The 24401-nt window shown below is 71.3% G+C and carries 23 protein-coding genes and 1 pseudogene; 12 read left to right on the forward strand and 12 right to left on the reverse strand.

Features of this window, described 5'->3' with window-relative positions; genetic code table 11:
* Positions 1–176: 176 nt before the first annotated feature.
* On the reverse strand, positions 177–1016 hold the full coding sequence (locus BLW84_RS34395; protein WP_245761583.1) for a TIGR04222 domain-containing membrane protein: 840 nt from the start codon (positions 1014–1016) through the stop codon (positions 177–179).
* Between the two features lie 94 nt (positions 1017–1110).
* Positions 1111–1395 (reverse strand): annotated as a pseudogene (locus BLW84_RS50495) (NACHT N-terminal Helical domain 1-containing protein); the annotation flags it as partial.
* Positions 1396–1779: 384 nt separating this feature from the next.
* Between BLW84_RS50495 and BLW84_RS49505 the strand changes: the two are divergent.
* Entirely contained in the window at positions 1780–1941 is a 162-nt protein-coding gene (locus tag BLW84_RS49505; RefSeq protein WP_245761594.1) for a phosphodiester glycosidase family protein, read from the forward strand.
* Positions 1942–2098: 157 nt separating this feature from the next.
* Here BLW84_RS49505 and BLW84_RS34405 read toward each other — a convergent pair whose 3' ends face one another.
* Positions 2099–3097 (reverse strand): DUF418 domain-containing protein, encoded by a 999-nt coding sequence (locus BLW84_RS34405; protein ID WP_093274363.1) that lies wholly within the window; start codon positions 3095–3097, stop codon positions 2099–2101.
* A 357-nt stretch (positions 3098–3454) separates the two neighbouring features.
* On the opposite strand from BLW84_RS34405, the gene BLW84_RS34410 reads away from it, so the two are divergent.
* Positions 3455–3919, forward strand: a complete 465-nt coding sequence (locus tag BLW84_RS34410) for an NUDIX hydrolase (protein ID WP_093274199.1) — start codon at positions 3455–3457, stop codon at positions 3917–3919.
* A 91-nt stretch (positions 3920–4010) separates the two neighbouring features.
* The gene (locus BLW84_RS34415; RefSeq protein ID WP_093274201.1) at positions 4011–5087 is read left to right on the forward strand and encodes a MerR family transcriptional regulator; all 1077 of its coding nucleotides are present in this window, start codon (positions 4011–4013) and stop codon (positions 5085–5087) included.
* Between the two features lie 45 nt (positions 5088–5132).
* Here BLW84_RS34415 and BLW84_RS34420 read toward each other — a convergent pair whose 3' ends face one another.
* Positions 5133–5885, reverse strand: coding sequence for an SDR family NAD(P)-dependent oxidoreductase (locus BLW84_RS34420; protein ID WP_245761584.1), 753 nt, complete (start codon positions 5883–5885; stop codon positions 5133–5135).
* Between the two features lie 325 nt (positions 5886–6210).
* Here BLW84_RS34420 and BLW84_RS34425 point away from each other — a divergent pair, with 325 nt between their 5' ends.
* Both BLW84_RS34425 and BLW84_RS34430 read left to right on the forward strand, forming a co-directional pair.
* Positions 6211–7395 carry a fumarylacetoacetate hydrolase family protein gene (locus tag BLW84_RS34425; protein WP_143061197.1) on the forward strand — a complete coding sequence of 395 codons (1185 nt, stop codon included), beginning with the start codon at positions 6211–6213 and terminating at the stop codon, positions 7393–7395.
* A gap of 73 nt (positions 7396–7468) precedes the next feature.
* On the forward strand, positions 7469–8371 hold the full coding sequence (locus tag BLW84_RS34430) for a phosphotransferase enzyme family protein (RefSeq protein ID WP_093274368.1): 903 nt from the start codon (positions 7469–7471) through the stop codon (positions 8369–8371).
* Between the two features lie 9 nt (positions 8372–8380).
* Here BLW84_RS34430 and BLW84_RS47930 read toward each other — a convergent pair whose 3' ends face one another.
* The 4 genes from BLW84_RS47930 to BLW84_RS34450 all read right to left on the reverse strand — a co-directional run bounded on the left by BLW84_RS47930 (position 8381) and on the right by BLW84_RS34450 (position 13275).
* Complete coding sequence (locus tag BLW84_RS47930) at positions 8381–8791, reverse strand: cupin domain-containing protein (RefSeq protein ID WP_177226849.1); 411 nt, start codon at positions 8789–8791, stop codon at positions 8381–8383.
* Positions 8792–9118: 327 nt separating this feature from the next.
* Complete coding sequence (locus BLW84_RS34440) at positions 9119–10591, reverse strand: amidase family protein (RefSeq protein WP_245761595.1); 1473 nt, start codon at positions 10589–10591, stop codon at positions 9119–9121.
* A 121-nt stretch (positions 10592–10712) separates the two neighbouring features.
* A complete protein-coding gene (locus BLW84_RS34445) occupies positions 10713–12014 on the reverse strand; it encodes a DUF3100 domain-containing protein (protein WP_218157590.1) in 1302 nt (433 codons plus the stop codon).
* A 46-nt stretch (positions 12015–12060) separates the two neighbouring features.
* Positions 12061–13275 carry an amidohydrolase gene (locus BLW84_RS34450; protein WP_245761585.1) on the reverse strand — a complete coding sequence of 405 codons (1215 nt, stop codon included), beginning with the start codon at positions 13273–13275 and terminating at the stop codon, positions 12061–12063.
* 101 nt (positions 13276–13376) lie between these two features.
* Between BLW84_RS34450 and BLW84_RS34455 the strand changes: the two genes are divergently transcribed.
* Positions 13377–14396 (forward strand): Lrp/AsnC family transcriptional regulator, encoded by a 1020-nt coding sequence (locus BLW84_RS34455; RefSeq protein WP_093274212.1) that lies wholly within the window; start codon positions 13377–13379, stop codon positions 14394–14396.
* A 4-nt stretch (positions 14397–14400) separates the two neighbouring features.
* Here the strand turns inward: BLW84_RS34455 and surE are convergent, their stop codons facing one another.
* Positions 14401–15303 carry a 5'/3'-nucleotidase SurE gene (gene surE / locus BLW84_RS34460; RefSeq protein WP_093274214.1) on the reverse strand — a complete coding sequence of 301 codons (903 nt, stop codon included), beginning with the start codon at positions 15301–15303 and terminating at the stop codon, positions 14401–14403.
* A gap of 99 nt (positions 15304–15402) precedes the next feature.
* On the opposite strand from surE, the gene BLW84_RS34465 reads away from it, so the two are divergent.
* Positions 15403–16272: a LysR family transcriptional regulator gene (locus BLW84_RS34465; RefSeq protein ID WP_093274216.1), complete on the forward strand. Its 870-nt coding sequence runs from the start codon at positions 15403–15405 to the stop codon at positions 16270–16272.
* On the opposite strand, the gene BLW84_RS34470 is transcribed toward BLW84_RS34465, so the two are convergent.
* Positions 16262–17224: an AraC family transcriptional regulator gene (locus tag BLW84_RS34470; protein WP_093274219.1), complete on the reverse strand. Its 963-nt coding sequence runs from the start codon at positions 17222–17224 to the stop codon at positions 16262–16264. The genes BLW84_RS34465 and BLW84_RS34470 overlap by 11 nt on opposite strands.
* Positions 17225–17306: 82 nt before the next feature.
* Here BLW84_RS34470 and BLW84_RS34475 point away from each other — a divergent pair, with 82 nt between their 5' ends.
* The 5 genes from BLW84_RS34475 to BLW84_RS34495 all read left to right on the forward strand — a co-directional run bounded on the left by BLW84_RS34475 (position 17307) and on the right by BLW84_RS34495 (position 21809).
* A complete protein-coding gene (locus BLW84_RS34475) occupies positions 17307–18158 on the forward strand; it encodes an NAD(P)H-binding protein (protein WP_093274221.1) in 852 nt (283 codons plus the stop codon).
* A 543-nt stretch (positions 18159–18701) separates the two neighbouring features.
* Entirely contained in the window at positions 18702–19553 is an 852-nt protein-coding gene (locus BLW84_RS34480) for an SAM-dependent methyltransferase (protein ID WP_245761586.1), read from the forward strand.
* A 369-nt stretch (positions 19554–19922) separates the two neighbouring features.
* Positions 19923–20597 carry a TetR/AcrR family transcriptional regulator gene (locus BLW84_RS34485; RefSeq protein WP_093274223.1) on the forward strand — a complete coding sequence of 225 codons (675 nt, stop codon included), beginning with the start codon at positions 19923–19925 and terminating at the stop codon, positions 20595–20597.
* A gap of 2 nt (positions 20598–20599) precedes the next feature.
* Complete coding sequence (locus BLW84_RS34490; protein WP_093274226.1) at positions 20600–21262, forward strand: enoyl-CoA hydratase-related protein; 663 nt, start codon at positions 20600–20602, stop codon at positions 21260–21262.
* Between the two features lie 22 nt (positions 21263–21284).
* Positions 21285–21809: an AAA family ATPase gene (locus BLW84_RS34495; protein ID WP_093274228.1), complete on the forward strand. Its 525-nt coding sequence runs from the start codon at positions 21285–21287 to the stop codon at positions 21807–21809.
* Positions 21810–21820: 11 nt separating this feature from the next.
* Here BLW84_RS34495 and abc-f read toward each other — a convergent pair whose 3' ends face one another.
* A complete protein-coding gene (abc-f, locus tag BLW84_RS34500; protein WP_093274231.1) occupies positions 21821–23464 on the reverse strand; it encodes a ribosomal protection-like ABC-F family protein in 1644 nt (547 codons plus the stop codon).
* A gap of 231 nt (positions 23465–23695) precedes the next feature.
* A complete protein-coding gene (locus BLW84_RS34505) occupies positions 23696–24202 on the reverse strand; it encodes a DUF2505 domain-containing protein (RefSeq protein WP_093274233.1) in 507 nt (168 codons plus the stop codon).
* Positions 24203–24401 lie beyond the last annotated feature (199 nt).

Below are 24401 nucleotides of genomic sequence, written 5' to 3' on the forward strand. Positions count from 1 at the left end.
CGTCGATCGTGAAGACCTCGCCACGCCACAATCATCCCACCGGGCAACACAAACCAAGCACAACGACACACCCTATAACCAAAAGATCATTAAGTAACGCCTCGCGCCCCGCGGCGACCACGCACGCGCGCGTGCCGGGAACGTCCGATTAGGACGATCATCTTCTGCCGGCCGCGTCACTCCCCGCCACCGTCGCCGCCGTCTCCGTCTCCCCCATCGCCGCCGCTGCGACCACCGAGGAGAGCACGCTTCCACCACGGCAGCGGGATGTTCAGGTGCGCGACCACGCGCTCGTCGGGGTACTGCTCCATCCCGTGGATCGCCACCGCCGTGGCCACCTCGACGGGATCGCTGAACGTCCGTCGAGCGTTTCCGGTCGGCACCTCCGAGGCCGTCCGGGCCTGGCGCACCACTCGGTCACCCTTGAACGTGCGCTTCGGCTCCCACCCCAAGTACGGCGTCCCCACCCACATGACCACGACGAGCGGCACGATGAGGCACTCCGCCGAGAAGTAGCCACGGATCAGCGAATCGGCGACGCGGATCAACCCGACCGCGGCGATGGCCCCGAGCAGCCAGATCAGCACGCGCAGCGCCTGCAACCGGCCGGACCCGCTGATCAGGCCGTGAACGCTCAGCCACGCTACCAGCGCACGGGTGATCCCGGACCGGCGGAAAGCGCGCCGCAGCTCCGCCATCGCGATGCCGTCGCCTGCCCATTCCAGCACCCGCTGCTGGTACTCGTGCTGCACGCGAATGCCGGTGGCGCGGAGCTTCCCGTCGGCATCGACGCGCAGCGCCCCGGCCGCGACGAGCTCGGCGACGACGCTGTCGGCCACCCGGTCGACGCCGCCGCTGAGATAGGCGAGCTGGTACTGGTCGGGCTCGAAGTAGCCGCCCTTGGGCCCAACCCTGGCCAGCAGGTTGACCAGCGCGATGCCGCCGCGCAACAGGACCGCCAGGACGAAGAGCAGGAAGGCGAACTCGGAGTTGCTCATCCCCCAGGCGACGTCCACATGCCCTCCTCGATCGATCCGCTCCTCGGTAGACGTCCCGCACCCGTCGAGGTTGACTCCGAGCCTGCCCTGGGTCGGCGTCGGCGTCGGCGTCGGCGTCGGCGTCCAAGATCGCCTCGTCGGACAGATCCACGTCGTCGATCGCATTCACCACCGCATTGAGCGCCGCCCGGACCTCGTTGTCCGGCAACGCCGAGAACTTCGCCTCCAGCAACGGTTCCAGCTGGTCGCCGACCTGGTGCCCGATGCCTTCAGCGAGGTGCTCCAACCGCTTACGCTGCCGCAATGTCGACAGCTCGGTCGCGGCGAGTTCCGCCAGCGACGCGGTCCGCTCCTTCGACTTGCGCCGCTCCTCCAGCCACGACTTCACGGCCCGCGGAAAAACGGCCGTTTTCCGCGTTGTTCCTCCGCCGTCCGCGGGTACGAGGAATTCGTTCGCGGATCATCGGGCGTTCATCGCCGGATGATCCGCCGTCCGCTGTGCGGGCGCTACGCTGCCGCCGGTTCGATCTTGCGGAGAGGCGGACGAGCTCTCCACCGAGCACGGGCCGGTCGTCGGATACCTGCTGACCGCGGACCTGCGCAATCCCAAAGTCGAACTCGACCTGCTGCACCCGCCCGCGGTGGCGGCCCGGGACGAGATCGACGACATGACGAACGCGCAGCGGGCGGTCGCGGGCGTCAACGGCGACTTCTTCCACCTGAGCGAGACGGGCGCTCCGCCGCCAGCACCGGGCTGAGCGTCCGCGAGCTGGCCGACCTGATCCGGTCGTTCGGGGCCACCGATGCCGTCAACCTCGACGGCGGCGGCTCGTCGACCATGGCAGTGCTCGATCCCGGCCAGCCCCGGGCGGTGGTCAAGAACGTTCCCTCCGACGGCGTTCCCCGCGCCGTGGCGAACGGGATCGGCATCTTCTCCCGCTGACAACCCGCCGGATCCCGGCACCTGCTCGCTGGTCACCCCGCGATGCCTCCCCCTTTCCTGCCCAACCTCGCGTTCTGGGAGCATTTCGGCCTCGCTCCGGGAATTCCCACGCGTGCCGAGCTGAAATCCAGCGGACCGATCCCAGGTGACGCCGGCTTCAGACGGCCCGTCCGCGCAGCGGAACCCGGTTCCACCACGTCACGCACCGCCAAGCCCACTCCAGCGGCCCGTACGCGAATCTGCTCAGCCACCAGCGCGAGAACCCCCACTGCACCGCCAGGATCCCGACGGCCAGCAGCAGCATCAGGTCGTACCGGATGGAGTCCCGCTCCAGGCCGATCAGCGGCGCGACCGCCAAGGTCAGCAGCGTGGCGGTGATGAAGTTCGTCAGCGCCATCCGCCCCAGCGGCGCGAACGCCGCGGAAAGCGCGCCACCGGCGCGAGTCCGGCACAGCAGCAGGAAACCCGACGCGTAGGCGAGCCCACCGAGCAGCCCCGCCGCCGCCCAGATCGTGAAGAACGACGACGAGCCCTTGCTGTTGACCTGCAACCAGAGACCGAGACCGGCCAGCACGACGGCGAGCCCGAAGGTGATCGCGAGCTGCCCCGCCCGGCGGTCGAGCGTGTCGATCACGCCGTACCGGACGGCGGCCGCGCCGAGCAGGAACAGGCCGGGTACCAAGCCGACTCCGCCGTTCAGCCCGAACAGCCCCACTGCGAGCAGCCCGACACCGCCCCAGAGCGCGACCCACCGCGGCAGCACCGACGTCGGCAGCAGCACGATCAGACCGACGATCGCGTAGATCAGCAGCGGCTCGCCCGGCAGCAGGAACTGGTGCCCGACCCCGATGACCAGCAGCGCCAGCAGCCTCCGCAGCAACAGCACCCGAGGCCGGGCCGCTCGCCCGGTCGCTCGGTCCAGGAACAACGCGAATCCCACGCCGAACAGGAACGCGAAGATCGGGTGGAACCGCTGCTGCACGAACATGTTCAGCGCCGAGCGGACCGGATCCGCCACCCCGATCGCGGGCCCCCAGCCCATGTGCACGATGTCCGGGATGTTGACGAACAGGATCCCGCACAGCGCGAACCCGCGCAGCGAGTCGAGATCACCGATGCGCCGCCGCACCGGTTGTGCCGCCACGGCAGTCGTCATCGACCACACCCCCGCGATCCACACGGCGCGAGCCCGCCACGCGCAGAACCGCTTGCCTGCGCTGCAGATCCACGGCAACCCCGGCACCGGCCGCTGAGCTTGACACGAGTTCCTCCTTTCAACGCAGCCCACCCGGCCCATCGCCGAGTTCGACCGTGATCAGGATCGCCGCGAGAACCCGCATCGCGGATCATCCGCAAGGCCGAGTCCACCCCCACATCGATCAGCCGATCGGCCATGAAAAACAAGCCATTCGGCCCGGATGACCGGAAAGCACCTCCGCGAGATCTTCCGCCCGTCCCCGGAGAGTCCGACATCGCCCACCAGTCCCGAAAACTTGGGGCTAGGGTCGGTTCCATGGTTGATCGGTTTCAGGTCGTTCCTTCCGTCTACATCGCGCTTCGCAGGTCGGACGCCCAGGAGGAGGTGCTGCTGCAGCTGCGCCACAACACCGGGTACATGGACGGGCATTGGGCGTTGGCCGCGGCGGGTCACGTCGAATCCGGTGAATCCGTCATCGACGCCGCGCGCCGGGAAGCCGCCGAAGAACTCGGCGTCGACATCTCCGCCGAAGACCTCGTGCCGCTGTCGGTCATGCACCGAACGCAGGGCGACCACCGGGCGATCAACGAACGGGTGGACTTCTTCTTCGAATGCCGCCGCTGGACCGGTCGGCCCAGGCGGGCCGAGCCCGAGAAGACCGCCGACCTGCGGTGGTTTCCACTGGACGCACCGCCCAGTCCGGCCGTGCCCCACGAGCAGTACGTCCTCCGGCACCTGCGCGCCGGCACCCTCCCCCAGGTCACGACGTTCGGCTTCTGACCGCTCGTCGTCGACGGGGGTTTGACCTTCACCCAGGGACAACCCGCAGGGTCGGGTCACCGGGCGAGGCGCCCGGGACGAGGAGGGAGCCATGTCCAGGCTGAGCATCGGGGAGTTCGCGCAGGCTTCGGGGCTGACTCCGAAAGCGTTGCGGCTCTACGACGAGCTGGGGCTGCTGCCACCGGCCGACGTCGATCCCCGTTCGGGCTACCGCTCCTACGACCGGTGCCAGCTCGAACACGCCCGGCTGGTCGCGTGGTTGCGCGGCCTCGGCATGCCGCTGGCCCGGATCAGGGTGGTCTGCGACCTCCCCCCGCTCGCCGCGGCAGCCGAGGTCGGCTCGTACTGGCGCCAGGTCGAGGCCGACACCGCGGCCCGCGGGGAGTTGGCTGCCTTCCTCGTCGACCACCTGTCGAGGAGGAATGCCGAAATGACTGATGTACCAGCGGAATGGGAACTGCGCTCTGCGGCTCGAGATGACCGCGGATTCGTGCGGGATGAGAATCAAGACGCGGTGTACGAGGGCAGGAATCTGTTCGCCGTCGCCGACGGATTCGGCGCGCAGGGCATGGACCGCGTGGCCAGCGTCGCGGCGGTCGACGCGCTCGGGGCGCTCGACGCCGAGGTGCCCGCCGGGAACCTGCTGAAGGCTCTCGGCGCGGCCGCGAACGGCGCACGGCAGGCCGTCCACGACTTCGCAGCCGACCCGGCACGCGAGCACGTCGGTACAACGCTGACCGCGATGCTGTGGTCGGGCGCCCAGTTCGCCCTGGCGCACGTCGGGGACACCAGGGCGTACCTCCTGCGCGACGGGGAGCTCACCCAGATCACCCACGACCACACCTTCGTGCAGTCGCTGGTCGACGAGGGCAAGTTGACCCCGGAAGAGGCGGCGACGCACCCGAACCGGGCAACGCTGCTCCGCGCCCTGCAACGCGGCGGGGCCGTGGAACCGGACCTCCACCTGCGCGAAGCGCGCAGCGGCGACCGCTATCTGCTCTGCTCCGACGGCCTCCACGCCGCGGTGCCCGAACAGCAACTACGCGACACCCTGGGTGCGGCAGGCGATCCCGAGGAAGCGGTGGAGCGCTTCACCGAACTCATCCGCGACGCAGGCGCACCGGACAACTTCGCCTTCGTGGTCGTCGACGCGCTCGCACGCGCGTAGCGACCGACGCGTCCGTCCTCGCCGACCGGTCGGGGACGGACGCCATCACCAGACGGTGTAGCCGCCGTCGACGACGAGGTCCGTGCCGGTGCAGTAGCTGCTGGCGTCGGAGGCCAGGAACACGACCGCCGGGGCGATCTCCCGCGGCTCGGCGACCCGCTTCATCGGGGTGTCGCCGAGCCAGACCCGGCGCCACTCCTCGTTGCTCATGCCCCGCTTGGTCATCTCGGTGCCGACGTAGCCGGGCGACACGGAATTGACCCGCACGCCGCGGTCGGCCCACTCCCCGGCCAGCGACTTCGTCAGGTGGATGACGCCGGCTTTCGCCGTGTTGTAGGCGGATTGCGGCTGCGGGTGGTTGGAGATGTGGCCGCTCATGCTGCCGGTGTTGATGATGCTCCCCGAACCCTGCCCGAGCATCCGCCTGCCCGCCGCCCGGCAGCAGTAGAAGACGCCGTCTAGGTTCACCGACAACACCCGCCGCCAGTCCTCGTCCGCGAGGTCCTCGCTGGGGTGGTTGTGCACGATCCCGGCGTTGTTGACCGCGACGTCGAGCGATCCGGCCGTCGTCGCCACGTGCTCGAACGCCGCCTCCACGCTGGCCGAGTCGGTGACGTCCGCGGCCACGAACTCGACGCCGTGCCGCTCGGCGGTCGCGTTGCCGACCTCCGGGTTGATGTCGCAGATGAACACCCGCGCCCCGGCATCGCGCAGGCCCAGCACGATCGCCTCACCGATGCCCTGCGCGCCGCCGGTGACGACCGCGTTCTTGCCGTTGAGTGCGAAGAGCTCGCTCAAGTTCCCCTCCCGGGAAGTGGCCGAGGCACGAAGCCGGTGATCATCTCGCCTGGCGGGAACCTCATTGCGTCCACATCGGACACCGATGCGCGCGGGCGTGTGCGCCGGCCTTCGCTGGACCTGGAATCCGGTTGACTTCGTATGATGTTCGGACCATAGTTCGGCCATGCAGCCGCCGCAACCACCCGCAGCCGCGGCACGCCGGAGTTCGCGCGATCGCCCGGGCCGCGTTCAGATCCCCGGCGGGAAGCGCTGGTCGCAATCCGCTTCGGATCGCCCCACCAAGCCCCGAGGACCGCACCGCATCCCGAGGAAGGCAGGCACCGTGAACCTCTCCGCCTACGCCGATCACGTCCTGCCCGCTGACGCGGCCCGGGCGACGCTCGTCGCCCGCATCTTCGACCCGGACTGCGGCGGCCCGTGCGTCGCCGCGGTGCGCGGCGCGGCGGTCGTCGACCTGACCTGTGTCGAGCCGACGGTCGCCGGGCTGCTCGAACGGGCCGATGCCGGGGAGGTCGTTCGGACGCACGAGGGCGGCCGGAGCTGGCGGCTCGCCGACCTCCTGCAGGCCACGCTGTCCGGCGACCGCGCCCGGCCGCACTTCCTGGCGCCGGTCGACCTGCAGGTCATCAAGGCGGCGGGCGTGACCTTCGTGCGGAGCATGCTGGAGCGGGTGATCGAAGAGCGCGCCGAGGGTGATCTCCGCCGGGCCGAGGAGATCCGCGCGAAGCTCGGCGACGTCATCGAAGGCCGGATCTCCTCGGTGCGGCCGGGCTCCGCGGAGGCGCAGCGGATCAAGGAGGTGCTCGTCCGGGAAGGACTCTGGTCGCAGTACCTGGAGGTCGGCATCGGCCCGGACCCGGAGATCTTCACCAAGGCACCGGTGCTGTCCGCGGTCGGCACGGGCGCGGAGATCGGCGTGCTCGAACGCTCGACGTGGAACAACCCAGAGCCCGAACTGGTCATCGCGGCGACCTCCCGCGGCGTCCCGGTGGCGGCGGCGCTGGGCAACGACGTCAACCTCCGCGACTTCGAGGGGCGCAGCGCGCTGCTGCTCACCGAGGCCAAGGACAACAACGCGTCGTGCGCCATCGGCCCGTTCCTCCGGCTCTTCGACGACGAGTTCACCCTCGACGACGCGCAGGACCTGGAGATCGGCCTGGCCATCGCCGGGACCGACGGCTACCGGCTGGACGGCGTCAACCCGGTCCGCGAGATCAGCCGCGACGTGCGGGAGCTGATCGGGCACGCCCACGGCCGCCACCACCAGTACCCGGACGGGTTCGTGCTGTTCACCGGCACGATGTTCGCCCCCACCGAAGACCGCGACGTCCCCGGCCAGGGCTTCACCCACAAGCCCGGCGACGTCGTGCGCATCTCCTCCCCCGCGCTCGGTAGCCTGATCAACGTCGTGAACACCGCGGAGGACGCGCCCGACTGGACCTTCGGCATCCGCGCGCTGATGACCAACCTCGCCGCCCGCGGCCTCCTCCAGGGCACCGCGACGTGACCGAAACCGCCCACCGACCGCATCGAGCACCGGCTGTTCGCGACCAGCACGACCGGTGAAGGAGCCGAATTCCGTGCCGTTCACAGACATCCCGTTCACCGAAACCGCGCGGCGGGCGCTCGATGTCCGATGGGGACTGCGGTTCTCGGGCGATCCCGTCCGGCTGCGCGGCGGCGAGGAGTCCGCCGCGTTCGCCGTCGACGACCACGTCGTCCGGGTGGGGCCGGAATGGCGCAGCACGGAAGAAGCCGAGTGGTGCTACGCCATCGCCTCGCACGCTTCGACCGAGGTGCCGGAAGTGGCCGCGCCGGTCGCGACGACCGAAGGGCGCGCGGCGGTCCGGGTCGACGGCCGCCCGATGTCGGTCTGGCCGCTGGTCCCGGGCAGGTGGCCCACCCGCGAAACGCCCGGCGTCCTGGCGCAGGCCGCCTCGCTGCTCGCGCGGTTGCACCGCGCCTTGGCCGGGATGCAGCCGCCGCCGAGGCCCGTCCCGTCCGGCTTGGAACCGGGCCTGGACGGATCCGAGCCGTCGGCGGAACCTGCTCTCGCGGACCCGGAACTCGATTCGTGGCTGGCGGAATTCCACCGCACCCACCGGAACCACCAGGCCGTGCACGGCGACTTCTACCCGGGCAACACGCTGACCGACGGAGGCGTCCTCACGGCCGTGGTGGACTGGGACGAGGCGTGCGTGGTCCCGCCCGCGGTCGAGGTCGCCTACGCCGCCCTGGAATGGGCTGAGCAGGAGTCCGCGATCGACATCGCGGCGATGCACTCGTTCCTGCAGGCTTACGCCGCGGCCGGCGGGCCCGCCGGGCTCCTCGACGAGGAAACCCTGGCGCAGCTCATCCGGCACCGGCTGCGCCGCGAGGCGGTGTACTTCCACGAGCAGCGGCGGCTCGGCGTCGTGCACGACATGGAAGACTTCGCCTACCACGCGCGCCGTCTCGAGGTCTTCTCCGAACTCCGCCCGTGACGCCGCAGGTCACCGGGTCGCGGTCGTGGCGCGGCCGTAACGGTCCTCCAGGCGGACGACGTCCAGCTGCCAGCCCGGATCCGCCGTGGACGCCTCCAGCAGGACCGCGTCGGACACCGCCGTGACCCGGTGCACGACACCGGACGGAATGCTCGCCGTCTGCCCGGGGTCGAGCTCCATCCGGACCAGCGAATCGCGGTTCGGCCCCAGGTCGAGGAGCACGATGCCGGACTGCACGGCGATCGTCTCCTCCTTCTTCTCGTGGTATTGCAGCGAAATCGACTCGCCCGCCCAGATGTGCAGCACCTTGCCGACGTAGTGGCCGGCCACCACGGCGAAGATCTCCTCGTAGCCCCAGGGCTTTTCGATCCGAACCACCGTTGCGAGACTGGACAGCGCGAACTCTGCGACATCGGTCACGACGATCCATCCTTCCCGTGCGGAGCGCCCCCTCGGCGCGCGCACCAGGCAACGGCGCAGCGCCTGCGGACGGCCGGTGAAAGCACATCCGCGGACCTTCCGAGGTGTGGCGCACAATCCCGCATCAGTTCCCCCAAGCACGCGGCGTTCGATCCGAACACCGCGGACCTGCGCACCATAACTCCGGGCCCGCGCGGCCGCCCAGGGCACGCAGCGCCCCGCTACCGGATCGGAGGACAGGTGGCGCGTGATTCCCATGAACGACAAGGAAGTCCGCCCACCGGCGCGGTGCAGGCGGAACGATTCATCCGGCACGTGGAAGCCGCGTCAGCCGATGGGGCCGGGCCCGATCGTCGGCAGGTAGCGCGGCGCCCGCCATGCCTTCAGCTCGCGCTCGGCGGCTGCCGCCAGCGTCAGCAGCTCGCCGTCCTGCCGGTCGCCTGCCATGAGGAGCAACCCGACCGGGAGCTCCCCGACGGAACCCGCGGGTACCGAGACCGACGGGTAGCCCGCCACCGCGGCCGGCGTCGAGGACGGGATCACGTCGTCGTCGCCGCGCTCGCAGTCGGTGGTCCACGCCGGCGGGTTCGTCGGCGCGGCGATGGCGTCCAGGTCGTGCGCGGCCATGGTCTCGTCGATCGAGCGCCGGGAGAGGTCCGCCAGCTCGGCGCGCATCGCCTGGTACCGCGGATCGGTCGTCGGCGGCGCGGCGAGCGCCTGTTCGAATAGCTCCTGGCCGGCGAAGCAGGTCCGCTCCGCCGGGGTGCGGCGGTTGAACTCGATCAGCTCGGCGAGGTCGCGGGGGCCTTGCCGGGTCGCGAGGTAGGCGTCGATGTCGCGGTGGAACTCGCTCAGCAGCGCCGGGAACTCCAGCTCGCCAAGCCGGTCCTGGTAGGGCGGGGTCACCTCCACCACCCCGGCACCCGCCGCGGTGAGCCGCTGCGCCGCGGCGGTCATCACGGCGTCGACGTCCGGCCCCAGCGACGGCAGCCGCCACAGGCCGATCCGCTTGCCGCGCAGGTCACCCAGCGGCGAGAACGAGCTCTCCTCGCCCTGCAGCACCGCGAAGGTCAGCGCCGTGTCGACGACGTTGCGCGCCATGGGGCCCGCGGTGTCCTGCTCCGCCGAGATCGGCACCACGCCGGACTGGCTGACGAGGCCGAGGCTCGGCTTGTGGCCGACCACCCCGTTCATCCCCGCCGGGCACACGATGGAGCCGTCGGTCTCCGTGCCGATGGCCACCTGGGCGAGCGACGCGGCGAGCGCGGCGGCGGAACCCGCCGACGAACCGCACGGATTGCGGTCCAGCACGTACGGGTTGCGGGTCTGCCCACCCACCGCCGACCACCCGGAGGTGGGCTTCTCGGCGCGGAAGTTCGCCCACTCGGACAGGTTCGCCTTCCCGAGGACGACCGCGCCCGCGTCCCGCAGCCGGGTCACCAGGACCGCGTCCGAGCCGGGCGGGCTCCCGGCCAGCGCCAGCGAGCCCGCCGTGGTCGGCAGATCGCGGGTGTTCACGTTGTCCTTGAGCAGCACGGGAATTCCGTCGAGCGGGCCGAGGACGGTGCCGCGGCGGTGCCGGGCATCGCTCGCGGCCGCCTGGGCCATCGCCGCCGGATCGGTGCGCAGCACCGCCCCGATCTTCGGGTCGATGGTGCGGATCCGCTCCAGGTAGGCGGCGGTCAGCTCCGACGACGTGAGCGATCCGCGCGACATCCTTGCCTGGAGCTCGGGAATCGTCACCGTGTCGAGGTCGACGCCCAGCGCCCCGCGCCCGGTCGCCCCGGGATTGCCCAGCATCAGCGAGCCTGCGGCCAGTGCCGAGATCAGCGCGATAGCGCCAGTCCTGCGCATGACGCCATCAGACAACGCCGGAGCCGATCACCGCAAGATCTCTTCGCCGCAGCCACCGCTCGCCCGGTCAGCCGAGGAACACCTGCGCGATCAGCGCGGAGACGAGGAACGACGCGGCGAAGGACATCAGCCCCACCGGGACGATCCGCCACCCGATCCGCTTGAGCGCGGGCAGGTCCTTGCCGATGCTGAGGCCCGCGAAGACCAGGATCGGCGTCGCCATCGCGAGGAACTCGACCGGCTTCACCAGCGACATCACCGCGTCGGCGACCGGGGAGATCGGCGAGGTGAGCAGGATGGCCAGCGCGGAGGTCCCGGCGACGGCGGGCAGCTTGGTCAGCCGCTTGATCCCCAGCCCGGCGAAGACGACGGCCGCCACCAGCGCGAAGCCGAGCAGCGCGCGGGGATCGACGCCGCCCGCATGCACGGCGTTGGAGACGAACATGGTCACCAGTGCGATGAGGATCGCCGGCAGCGGCCGGACCCGGCTCTGGCTGCCGCTTTCGAGCTCCGCCGCCGACAGGTCCGGGGCGGCCGCGGGCTCGATCTTGCGGCCGCGGGTGAGCAGCTTGTAGAAGCGGTCGGCCAGCGGGAGCGCGACGAACATGCCGATGTAGACACCGGCGAGGCTGGTCACGAGGTTGCTCACGGTGGCCAGGGCGACGATCTGGTTCGCCAGCTCGGGGTACTGCGCGGCGATCGCGGCCGACGAGGCGGCCATCACCGAGCCGGACCCCACGCCGGTGCCCATCGCCAGCGCCAGCGGGCTGAGGATCCCGCTGCCGGCCAGCAGGCTCGCGAGCAGCGTCACGTACAGCGCGCCGACGACGCTGCCGAAGATGTACATCCCGAGCACGCCGCGGTATTCCTCGGAGTCCGGCCCGAACCGCTCGGACACCATCGCGAACGAGCCCTCGCGGTCGATGGAGAAGCACGCGCCCACCGCGGAGCGCCCCATCCGCAGAAGCACGGCGAGCGGCAGCGACAACGCCACGGTGCCGAACAGGTGGCCGATCTCCTGGAACAGCAGTGCGAAACTCGCCTGCCGCAGCACCGGCAGCTCGTGGCCGACCACGAACGCCAGCCGCACCCCGAGCAGCAGCACGCCCATCTCCACCACGTAGGTGGCGGCGCGCTGCATGCCGACGGGCACCGGGCGGAACCGCTGGATGCTCACCGCGGCCCCGAGCAGCAGGCCCCAGATGATCGGGAATAGGGTGATCGCACCGGGCCCGATGGCGACCTTGTGGCTGCCGATGGCCTCGGCGGCCGCGGCCAGGACGAGCGCGAGCAGCGCGAACAGGGCCAGTCGCCCGCGCGAACCGCGGGCCGAACGCGACAGCTTCCGGTCAACCGTCATGCCGGACATGGCTTCCTCCGTGGTCGCCAGGAGTGGTGAGAAATAGCGGGGGCGGTCAGATGCGCGTCGCGGCCGTGCCGCGAGTGGCCTGTTCGGCCAGGAACTTCTGCCGCAGCACCGGATCGATCGCCACGTCGACCGCGGTCAGCGCCATCGCGACGGCTCCGTCGAAGACCGCGTCGTCGGCGGCGGGAGTGGCCGCCGCGGCGGCGAAGCCGTGCGTGTGCGGCGGGTGCTCGCAGCCGGTGATCGCGATGCTCGGGTGGATGCTGGGCAGCACCTTGGAGACGTTGCCCATGTCCGTCGAGCCGCCCCGGGTGCCGCGGGTGTCGCGGAGCTCCCGGCCCAGCGACTCGATGTGCGCGGCGAAGAGCTCCGACATCTCCGGCTCCTGCACCAGCTCGGCGTAGTCCGGCTCGGTCGGTTCGACGGCCATCGTCGTCCCGGTCGCCAGCGCCCCGGCCTCGAAGCACGCCAGCACCCGCTGCTTCAGCTCCGACATCTCGTCGAATTCGAACGCGCGCACCTCGCAGTCCACGACGGACCGTTCGGGGATGATGTTGGTGACCGCGCCGCCTTCGCGCACGAACAGGCCGATCCGGCAGTCCGCGGTGATCTGCTGGCGCAGCAACCCGATCGCCACCTGGGCCACGACGGCGGCGTCGGCGGCGTTGACGCCCAGGTGCGGAGCCGCGGCGGCGTGCGAGGCCCGGCCGCCGTAGGTCACGGCGAACCGGCTCACCGCCTGGCTGGAGAAGTGCCCGGGATGGGTGTCGTGCTGGGCCGGGTGCACCATCATCGCGACCGTGACGTCGTCGAAGACGCCCCGCTCCAGCAGCAGCACCTTGCCGCCGCCGTGCTCCTCGGCCGGGGTGCCGACCACCTTCACCCGGACGCCGAGCTCGTCGGCCACGGCGGCGAGCCCGATCGCCGCGCCGACCGCGGCGGAGGCGATGATGTTGTGCCCGCACGCGTGCCCGATGTCGGGCAGGGCGTCGTACTCGGCGCAGATGCCGACGGTGAACTCGCCCGCGCCGTACTCGGCCGTGAACGCGGTGGGCACGTCCGCCGGGCCGGGCTCGACGGTGAAGCCGGCCTCGCGGAGCACGTCGGTCACCTTGGTCACCGACCGGTGCTCGGCGAACGACAGCTCCGGCTCGGCGTGCAGGTCGTGGCTGAGCCGGAGCAGCCGCTCCCGCCACGCCTCCTGCTCGGCCCGCACCAGCCCCCGGTAGGCCGTGATGTCGTCCTCGATGCCCTGACCGCCCACTGCACGCTCCTCCGTGTCTGCCGCCAACCTGGACACGAAGGGTGCGCGATGAGACGCTTCCACTAGCCCAAACGCAGGAACGCAGCAGAATCACGGCCCAGATGCAGGATCAAGCCACCGCTCTCGACGAGCTGGACCTCCAACTCGTCAACGCCTTGCAGATCGCGCCCCGCGCCGCCTGGGCGCAGGTGGGCGCCGTGCTCGGGATCGACCCGGTCACCGCCGCGCGCCGGTGGGCGCGGCTGGAGCGGTCCGGCCTGGCCTGGATCTCCGGTTACCCGCCGATCTCCCCCACCCAGGCCAACGCGTTCGTCGAGATCGAGTGCGAGCCGGGCCGCGGGCTGACCGTGGCCCGGGAGCTGGCGACCGATCCGCAGGCGATGACCGTCGATGTCACCGCGGGCGGCCGCGACGTCCTGGTCACGGTCAACACGCCCAGCCCGGAGGTCCTGTCCGGCTACCTGCTGGACCGGATGACCCGCGTCGAGCACCTGCGGCAGGTGCGCAGCCACCTGGTGGTCCGGGCGTACACGGAGGCCAGCCGGTGGCGGCTGCGCACCCTCGACCACGACCAGGTCGCCCGGATGCGCCGGGAGGCCGACGAGGGAGGCGACCGGGCCCCGGGGCCGCTGAGCGACGCGGACTGGACGATCGCCGTGGCCCTGGCCGCCGACGGGCGGACACCGGTCGGCACTCTGGCCGAAGCGGCGGCGACGAGCACCAGCACGGTGCGCCGGCGACTCGCCAGGCTGATCGCCAACCAGCAGCTCCGGCTGCGCTGCGAGCTCGCGCGGAAGCTGTCCGGCTGGCCGGTCTACGCCTGGTTCTTCGCCCGGGTGTCGCCGGCGCACCTGGAGGAGACCGCCCGCGCGCTGGCCCGGATCCCGGAGGTTCGCGCCGTCACGTCCACCGCGGGCCCGTACAACCTGATCATCGCGGTGTGGCTGCGTTCCCTGATCGACGTGCAGGAGCTCGAGATCCACATGGCGCGGCGCCTGCCGCACCTGGACATCGTCGACCGCAGCATCGTCGTCCGGCCCGTGAAGCTCGTCGGCAGGCTCCTCGACGAGCACGGCTACGCGACGGGAACCGTGTCGCTGGACACCCGGCGCTGCCCCTGACGGCTCAGCGCAGGGTGCCGAGCCGTCCGCGGATCGAGGAGCGGACGCCGTCGGAGGCCGTCCAGTCGCCGTCCAGCGGAGTGATCGAGACGTAGTCGTCCGCCAACGCGTTGTTGTCCGAGTCGGCCACCGGGTCCCGGGACAGGTCCACCTGGGGCCGGATCACGTAGCAGTTCTCGCACAGGTCGGTGGGCTCGTACTTCGGCCGGACGAACGCGTTGCGACCGGTCTTGGTGATCCGCGTGCCCTTGACCGCGGGTGCCACCGGGTAGTTGATGTTGAGGCTCACGTGCTCGGGCAGCAGCCCCGCGCCGCCGGACGTGCTCTGCAACCGATCGAGGACGCGCGCGGTGTACTCGGCCGCGGCGGCCACGTTCCCGAGCTGCGGCGGGTTCGCGGTGAGGTCGATCTCGACGCTGATCGCGATGGCCGGGATCGACAGCTCACCGGCCGCGATCGTGGCACCGACCGTGCCGGAGTGGTTCGCCACGACACCGGCGTTCTGGCCCGGATTGGCGCCGGAGATCACGACGTCCGGCGGTCCCGAGGTGAAGACGTGCTGCAGCCCGAACAGCACCGCGTCGCCGGGAGATCCGCACACCGACCAGACGTCGGGCGCCAGCTGCTCGGCGGTGATGGTGTTCTCCGGCCCCGGCTCCCCGGACGCGTAGTTCGAGGCCAGCTGGGTGCCGCTACCGGACTGGTCGTCGCACGGGGCCACCACCGTGACCCGGTGCCCGGCCGCGGTCAACGCCTGCTTCAGCGCCGCCAAGGTGGGCGCCGCGTGCCCGTCGTCGTCGGTCAGCAGGACGTCGAGCGGTTCCTGCTGCGGTGCGGCGGACGCCGTCGTGGTCAAGAACGCGACGGCGACCGCCGAAGCCGCCGCCGATCTGAAGATCCGTCTCATGGATTCGCCCCTTCGCTGGGAAAACCGGCTCGCCCATTGGATCGACCCAACCAAGCACTTGTCCAAGTCCGGTTGGGCTTGCTTTCATGCTCTATCGGCATGAACCTGCAGCAGCTCCACTACCTCGCCGCCGTCGTCGAGCACGGCACGATGACGGCTGCCGCCCGCGCGCTGCACGTCTCGCAGCCGGCGCTCGGCCGCGCGGTGCGCGCGCTGGAGCGGGAGGTGGGCACCCCGCTGCTGGCCTCCGAAGGAAAACGCCTGTACCCGACGCCGGCCGGGCTCGCGGTCACCTCCCACGCGAGAGCGATCTTCGGCCACGTCGCGGACATCCTGTCGTTGGGCGACGAGCGCGAACTCGTGCTGGCCGCGACGCCCACGCTCGGCGCCGGCGCGGCACCACGACTGCTCCGGGTGCTGGCCGAGCGGTGCCCGACGGCGACGGTGCTGCTGGAACGGCTCGACGGGCCGGCCGAGGTCGCCGCCGTCGTGCGCAACGGCCAGGCGACGGCCGGGATCGTCGAAGTCCCGTCACCGCACCAGTTCTCCACCGCCGATGGGCTCGCCACCCTGTCGCTGGGGCGTCGCGAGATCGTGCTGCTGTGCCCGGATGGGATTGCGGTGACCGCACCCCTGCCGCACCAGGACCTGGCCCGGCTGCCGCTGATCGTGCCCGCGAGCGGCTACCGGCGCAGCCAGTTCGACGCCTGGTTCAGCTCGCTCGGCCTGCGCCCGCGCATCGTCTGCCAGACCGACGAGCGCCTCGTCTGGGAGCAGATGGCCAGATCCGGCCTCGGGTGCGCGTTCACCGACCGGTGGCACGCCGAGCGCGCGCCGGTGCCCGGCACGCGCATCGTGCACTTCGCCCCTCCGCTGCACACGAACGTCGAGCTGTTGTACCGCAAGGACAATCCCAGCCGGACCCTCCAAGCCCTGCTCGCCGGGCTCGAGCAGCCGATCATGTCGTAGGGCTGCCGGCAGCGGTTGCCCGGCCGTCGCGCGATGCGGTGCGGTGCTCGCTCGGGGTGGTGCCGCGGATGCGCTTGAAGGCGACGCTGAGCGCGAAAGCGTTGCCGTAGCCGACCTTCCGCGCGATCGCGCCCAGCGTTGCGTCCGTGTCGCGCAGCAGGTCGGCCGCGAAGGCGGTGCGCCACCCGGCGAGGTACGTCATCGGCGGCTCCCCCACCTCGGCGGCGAAGCGGCGACCGAGCGCGGCGCGGGAGACACCGGCCTTGGCGGCCAGGTCCGCCAGGGTCCACGGGTAGGCGGGATCGTCGTGCAGCAGCGCCAGGGCGCGCCCGGTGACCGGATCCGCCATCGCCCGCAACCACGCGGGCGCGCGCCCCTGGTCGGACCAGCCGCGCAGCGCGGAGGCCAGCAGCAGGTCCAGCAGCCGGTCGAGGACCACCTGCTGCCCGGGCCGGTCGACCGCGACCTCCGCGGCCACCAGGTCCAGCATCGGACTGGGGCAGTCCTCGTCGGCGACCACCAGCACGTCGGGCAACGCCTGGAGCAGCCGCGCGCTCATCCCGCTCTGATCGTCGTAGGCGCCGCTGAGCAGCAGGGCCGAACCGTCGGGCCCGACGCCGCAGGAGCGCACGCCCAGCTCGGTGTCCGCGACGGGCTCACCGCCGGTCGGGGTGCAGTAGTAGTCGCTGGTGATCACGGCCTGCGGCCGGGTGCTCGGGTCGTCGGCGACCAGGTGCGGCGCGGGGCCGCGGATGATCGCGATGTCGCCGGGGCCGATCTGCACCGGCTCGCCCCGGGCCGGGACGAGCCACGCCCGGCCGCGCAGCATCGCGGCGAGCGTCAGCTGCGCGCCGCTGTCGAACCGCAGCGACCACGGCGGATTCATGATCGCCCGGCGGAACAGCGCGCCCCGCGCCCGGACTCCGCCCAGCAGTTCGGCAACCCCGTCCATGGCCGCCACGATAGACGCGGGAACATGCGGGCGAGCCGCTCGGACATGGTCGGCCGCCCCGACCGGCGGTTGACTCGATCCCGTGACTGGACAGCAGATCCTGGTAATCGGCGGCACCGGCAAATCCGGCCGCCGCATCGTTTCCCGACTCCGCGCGGCGGGGTTGCCCGCCCTCGTCGCGTCGCGCTCGGGCGACCGGCGCTTCGACTGGACCGACCGCGACACCTGGGACACCGCGCTCGAAGGCGTGCGCGCGGTCTACCTCGTGCCGTTCGACGGCGAGCAACTCACCCGCCCGTTCGTCGAACGCGCCGTGGAACTCGGCGTCCAACGGCTCGTCCTGCTCTCCGGGCGCGGCGTGGACGTGCCGGGCTACGTCGACACGCGAAACCCGGCGGCGCAGACGCACATCGACGGCGAAGCCGCGGTCCGGGACCTCGACATCGAGTGGACGATCGTGCGGCCCGGGTGGTTCGCGCAGAACTTCGACGAGGGCTTCTTCCGGGACGCGGTCCTCGCCGGTGAGCTGCGGCTACCGGCGGGCGACGGCGCGGCGACGTTCGTCGACGCCGAGGACATCGCGGCGGTGGCGGTGGCGGCCCTCACCGAGGACGGCCACGACAGGCAGGTCTACGAGCTGTCGGGCCCCCGGGCGGTGACCATCGCCGAAGCCGCCGCCGAGATCTCCGCCGCCACCGGCCGCGAGATCCGCTACGTCCCGCTGTCGCCGGAGGATTTCCTCGCCGAGCTGACGGTCTCGGGCTGGTCGCCGGGAGACGCGGCCGACTTCGCCGAGGCGATGGCACCGCTCCGCCGGGACCTGGACAGCCACGTCTCCGATGGCGTGCGGCGCGCGCTCGGCCGGGAACCGCGTGACTTCAGCGAGTACGCGAAGGCCGCAGCGGCCGCGGGCTCCTGGCAGGGCGTCAGCTGAACCGGGGCAGGCGCGCAGCGGCGGCTGCCTGGCGGAACCGGATGTCCCACTCCTGCCAGGTTTCGGCGGGCAGCACGCCGCCGACCTGCAACCCCGAGGGCTCGACGAGGCCCGCAGGTGCGCATCACCGTCCTCGGTCGTGGAGAACCACCTGGCCACGTCGGGCGAATCGGCCTGCCAGCCGGGGAGGACCTGGTAGATCCGCCCCAGGTTCGCCCAGTCCGAGTCGGTGAACCTCGGCCAGGCCAGGCAGTAGATCCGCGCCACGCACGCGCGGTCCACCGCCGCCCCGCCCGGGGGCGGCGGTTCGGCGGCGTTGTCGTAGTACCAGTCGTGCTCGTCCACTCGTCCAGCTCGCCCGTACTGCTCCTGCGGCTGCACGCAGCACCGAACCACGGGGCGAACTGGTTCTGCTCCGTTCGACGCAATTCGTGGCGGATCGGGCGAAACGCGGTCCGCGATCTCCGCGGAAGTGCTGGACGGACGGAGTCGATGTTGTACCGTCTGTGACGCATTTACCGCGACGAGGATGGATGAGGCGGAGTGACTGATCCCAGGGGGCCGCTGGAACGACTGCTCGACACCGGGCAGGAGCCGCCACCGGAACTCGTCGACGTCAACACCGAGGAAGTCTCGATCGCGCGGGTCTACGACTACTGCCTCGGCGGCAAGGACAACTTCGCGGTGGACCGCGCGGCGTGCGCGGCCATGATGGAAGTGGTCCCGGAGACGCCGCTGCTGGCGCAGGCCAACCGCTGCTTCCTCCGCCAGGCCGTCACGTACCTGGTGGCCGAGGCGGGCATCCGGCAGATCGTGGACATCGGCTCGGGCCTGCCCACCGCGGGCAACGTGCACGAAGTAGCGCAGGAGATCGCGCCCGAGACCCGCGTGCTCTACGTCGACAACGACCCGATCGTGCTCGCCCACGGCCGGGCGCTGCTGGCGAACGAAACCACCACCACGGTGATCAACGCGGACCTGCGCCACCCGGACATGATCTTCGAGCACCCCGAGGCGGAACGGCTGATCGACGCCACCGAGCCGTTCGCGGTGCTGCTGGGCGGAATCCTCATGCACCTCGAGGACGAGGAAGACCCGGAGGGCGTCGCGGCCAGCATCCGCGACCGGCTGCCCAGCGGCGGCTACCTGCTGGTGTCGAACACCTGCGACACCGGCGAGGCGCGCGCCCAGGAACTGGGCCGCGTGTTCGCCGAGAGCGGCATGGGAACCCGCTGCTTCCGCACCTGGGACGAGCAGATCCGCTACTTCGACGGCCTCGAACTGATCGAACCGGGCCTCGTGCCGAACAACCGGTGGCGCCCCGGCGACGACGTCCCAGACCCGCAGAACCCGGCGCACGCGATGCACATCGGCGGCCTCGCCCGCAAAGCCTGATCACCAGACTCATCCGGCCATGGCGCGATCTCTCGCGAGATTGCGTGGCGATTTCGCGCGAAACCAGTGCTCCGCGTGAGGGCGAGACGGCGATTTCGCGCGAAATCGCATCGGCGTCAGACGGCGGGCACCTTCGGGATGAGCCGGGCGTAGCCATTCTGGAATGGCCTCTGAAACTGGACACCGCCCGAGCGTCGTTAGGCCGTCCGCGCCGGCCCGAGTTCGACCTGAATCGCCTACGTGCCATGGGAATCGTGCGCGTTCGGCGATGACCGGACGCCTCTTCCGAAGACCGCACTCAAGCTCCTCCGTCGAGTGGTGCGCGTCACCATCAAAGTTCCAGAGCGCGTGCTCTGTTATGTTGGCGGCGTGCCCCGCCCACGCACGCATGACCTGGACCGACTGCTCGACACCGCGGAACGGCTCATCGCCGACGGTGGCCCCGAGCGGCTCACGATTCGGCGGCTCGCCACCGAATCCGGGGTGTCCAACGGCGCGATCTACCACGCCTTCGGCTCGCTCGCGACGCTGCGGGGCAGGCTGTGGCTGCGCGCCGCGACCGAATTCCTCGAGCTGCAGAAGGAACTCGTCGACGAGGCTCTCGGCGAGCTGCCCGGCCTGGACGCGGCGGTGAACGCGGTTGCCGCCGCAGCCGACACCCCGGCGGCGTTCGCGAACCGGCGGCCGGCCGCAGCCCGGATGCTGATGACCGTGCGCCGGGACCAGCTGCTCGGTCCGGAGCTCCCGACGGAACTCGCCGACGAGCTCATCGGCCTCGACCGGCGCCTGGTGTCGCTGATGCGCCGTCTCGCGCAAGCGCTCTGGAACCGGCGCGACGGCGCCGGCGTCGACGTGATCACCACCTGCGTGGTCGACCTGCCGACCGCGCTGTTCCGCCGGGAGTTGACCGCTCCCACCACGGACGGCACCACCCAGATCAGTGCCGACGCGCGACGCCGCCTCGACGCGGCCGTCCGCGCGGTCCTCGCCTTCCCGCCGCCCGACCGGCGCGAAAGACCACGCACATCCTCCGGAAGGGACTGACCATGCCCGAGCTTCGCGAAGCGGACGACGTCTACATCCTCGACCTCGGCGACGACGAGAACCGCTTCTCCCCGGACTGGCTGAAGACGGTGCACTCGCTGCTGGACACCGTCGTCGACGCCCCATCCCCCGGTGCCCTTGTGACCACCGGGCAAGGCAAGTTCTACTCGAACGGGCTCGACCTGGACTGGCTGCTGAACAACTACGACCAGCTCGACTCCTACCGCACGGAGATCCACGAACTGCTGGCCCGCGTGCTGACCCTGCCGGTGCCCACCGTCGCCGCGATCAACGGCCACGCCTTCGGCGCCGGGGCGATGCTGGCCCTGGCGCACGACTTCCGGGTCATGCGCGCCGACCGCGGCTACTTCTGCTTCCCCGAGGCCGACATCAACATCCCGTTCACACCGGGGATGGCCGCGCTCATCCAGGGCAAGATCACCCCGGCCGCGGCTATCGCGTCGATGACGACCGGCCGGCGCTTCGGCGGAGACCAGGCCCGCGACCTCGGCCTGGTCGACGAGACCGCGCCCGAGGCCGACGTCGTCCGCAACGCCGCGGAGATCGTCCGCCCGCTGGCGGGCAAGGACCAGGCCACCCTGAGCGCCATCAAGTCCACGATGTTCGCCACCGCGGTCGCCGCCCTGCGCGCGCCCGCGCAGTAGCGGCGACGACCCCGACGAAGCCATGACCGGATTCGACGTCGTCTTCATCAACGGAACCGTCGGCGCGGGCAAATCCACCCTCGCCGAGGCGATCGGCGAGCTGGAGGTGCGGGCGGGCCAGCCCCACGCGGTGCTCGACCTCGACCACGTCCGCCGATGCTGGCCGAGTCCCGCCGACGACCCGTTCAACCACGCGCTCGAACTGCGGAACCTGCGCGACCTGGCAGCCAACTACAGGCAGGCCGGCGCGCGGCACCTGATCGTCGCGGGAGTGATCGAGGAACGCCCGGCCGTCGCCCGTTACCAGGAGGCGCTGGGTTCGACCGCGATCTTGCTGGTCCGGCTCGTCGTCGAACCGGCCATCGCCCGCGGCCGCCTCCAGCGGCGGCACGCCGACGACGAGCCCGGCCTGCGCTGGCACCTGGATCGCACGACCGAGCTCGCCGGGATCATCGACGCCGCCGGGCTCGACGATCTCGTCCTCGACTCCTCGCACGAGCCGCCGGCGGTCCTCGCCGAGAAGGTCCGGACCGCCGCCTGCTGGTGATTCCCCGGCGGCTAAAGGGATTCGCCGTCCGGCGCCCCCGTCTCCAGCAGCTGGCCGTCGGCGAGCCGGAGCCAGCGGTCCACCCCGATCTTCGCGAGGAACCGCTCGTCGTGGCTCACCACCACGAACGCGCCCTCATACGCGGTGAGCGCGCTTTCCAGCTGCCCGATGCTCAGCAGGTCGAGGTTGTTGGTCGGCTCGTCGAGCAGCAGCAACTGGGGCGCCGGCTCGGCGAACAGGACGCACGCCAGGGTGGCGCGCAGCCGTTCGCCGCCGGAGAGAACACCGACCGGCAGGTGGATGCGGGAGCCCCGGAACAGGAACCGGGCGAGCAGGTGCATCCGCTGCGCCTCCGGCATTCCCGGCGCGAACGCCGCCAGGTTCTCCAGCACCGTGCGGTCGAGATCCAGCAGGTCCAGCCGCTGGGACAGGTAGGCGACGCGCCCGTCGGCCCGCTTCGCGTTCCCCCCGGACGGTGCCAGATCGCCGTTGATGACTCGCAGCAGGCTGGACTTCCCGGCGCCGTTCGGCCCGGTCAGCGCGATCCGCTCGGGTCCGCGGATCGCGAGGTCGACGCAGTCGGCGGCGAACAGGGCCCGCTCGCCGCGCTGCACCTGCAGCCGCTCGCCGAGGAAGACCGTGCGCCCGGCCGGCAGGTTCGTCCCGGGCAGCTCCAGGGTGATCCGCTGCTCGTCGCGCAGGGACCGCTCGGCCTCGTCGAGCCTCGTCTTGGCGTCGCTGAGCCGCGCGGCGTGCGTGTCGTTCGCCTTGCCCGCCGATTCCTGAGCGCGTCGCTTCAACCCGCCGGCGATGATCTTCGGCAGACCGGCGCTCTCGATGTTCCGGGCGGCGTTGCTCGCCCGGCGCTGCGCTCGCTCGCGGGCCTGCTGCATCTCCCGCTTCTCGCGCTTGACCTCCTGCTCGGCGCTGCGGATGTTCTTCTCCGCGACCTCCCGCTCGGCACGCACCGATTCCTCGTACGACGTGAAGTTCCCGCCGTGGAAGCGGATCTCGCCCCGTTCGAGTTCGGCGATGCGGTCCATCCGGTCGAGCAGCGCCCGGTCGTGGCTGACCAGCAGCAGGCAGCCGTTCCAGTCGTCGAGCACGTCGTAGAGCTTGCGGCGCGCGTCGCGGTCGAGGTTGTTGGTCGGCTCGTCGAGCAGCAGCACGTCGGGCCGCTTCAGCAGTTGCGCGGCGAGGCCCAGGGAGATGACCTGCCCGCCGCTGAGCGTGTGCAGGCGCCGGGTGAGGGAGACGTCGCCGAGGCCCAGCCGGTCCAGCTGGGCGCGGGTGCGCTCCTCGATGTCCCAGTCGTTGCCGATCGTGGTGAAGTGCTCCTCGTCGGCGTCCCCGGACTCGATCGCGGCCAACGCCCGGAGCACCGGAGCGACCCCGAGTACCTCGGCCACGGTCGGATCGCCGAGCAGGGGCAGGCTCTGCGGCAGGTAGCCGAGCACGCCCTCGGCGGACACGCTCCCGGCGCCGGGCCGGTACTCGCCGGCGATCAGCTTGAGCAGCGTGCTCTTCCCCGCGCCGTTGGGCGCGACCAGCCCGGTGCGGCCGCCGCCGACGGTGAACGACAGGTCCTGGAACACCGGGGTGTCGTCGGGCCAGGAGAAAGACAGGGTGGAACAGATGATGAACGCATCGGACATGCGAGAAACCTCGTGGTGATGCGGGCGTGCCTGGAGGCGCCCGGTGGCGAAGAAACGGGACGACAAGACCGCCACACGGCGGCTGCGCTCCCGCGCGCCTACCGGCGGCCGATCACGTCCGGGCATCACCCGGAGATGTCGTCGTCACCAACCACGTCTGGTCTCCCCTGCTCCGATCGGAGTCACCGTAGCAAACGGCGTCCGGCCCGCTCGAATGGTTTTCCGGCGGCCTCAGCAGTGCTCGGCCAGCCACCCGGTCGTGAACTCGTGCTCGGACTCGAGCAGGCCGCGCACCTCCCCGGCGAAGAGGCCCTCCAGCTTGCCGCCGAGCAGCGGGATGGCCACCTTCACCTCGCCCTCGACGACGAACTCGCAGGCCGCACCCGCAGGCAGGGCGCGCAGCCGCTGCACCGCCGTGATCGCACGCGGCATCGCCAGGGCGCCCGCCGTCACCTCGCCCGCGAAGCTGCCGTCGGCCTCGCGCCGCCACTCCTCGGCGCGGTCGATCGCGAGATCACCGCCGACGACGGCGCGGGCGATCGCCGGGACCGCTTCGGCGCGCACGCCCTGCCGGATCCGGAACCGCGCACCGGACTCGGTCGCCTCGTGCTCCAGCAGTTCGTTGTCGCCGCCGACCACGCGCAGCCGCTCGCGGAGGTGGTCGGGGTCGATCAGCACGGCGAACACCCGGGCGGCGGGCCACTCGTAGGTGCTCCGGTACTCGATGCGGCGGGTCATGCAGGGGAGGTTACTGCCGATTTCGCGTCGCCGCGGTGATGATCCGGTGTCGCGCGAGCGACCGGCACGCGTCGACTCCGGGACGGGGTGTCCTCTGAGGACGTTCCGGGCCCTGCGCGCGGCTGTCCAACGTGAGCAGTTCGCAGGAGTTCGGTTAATTCGGTGGCACCGCTGGGGAAAACCCGCGATCATTGCCGGG

This window comes from Saccharopolyspora shandongensis (assembly GCF_900106995.1).
In the GTDB taxonomy this organism is placed as follows: domain Bacteria; phylum Actinomycetota; class Actinomycetes; order Mycobacteriales; family Pseudonocardiaceae; genus Saccharopolyspora; species Saccharopolyspora shandongensis.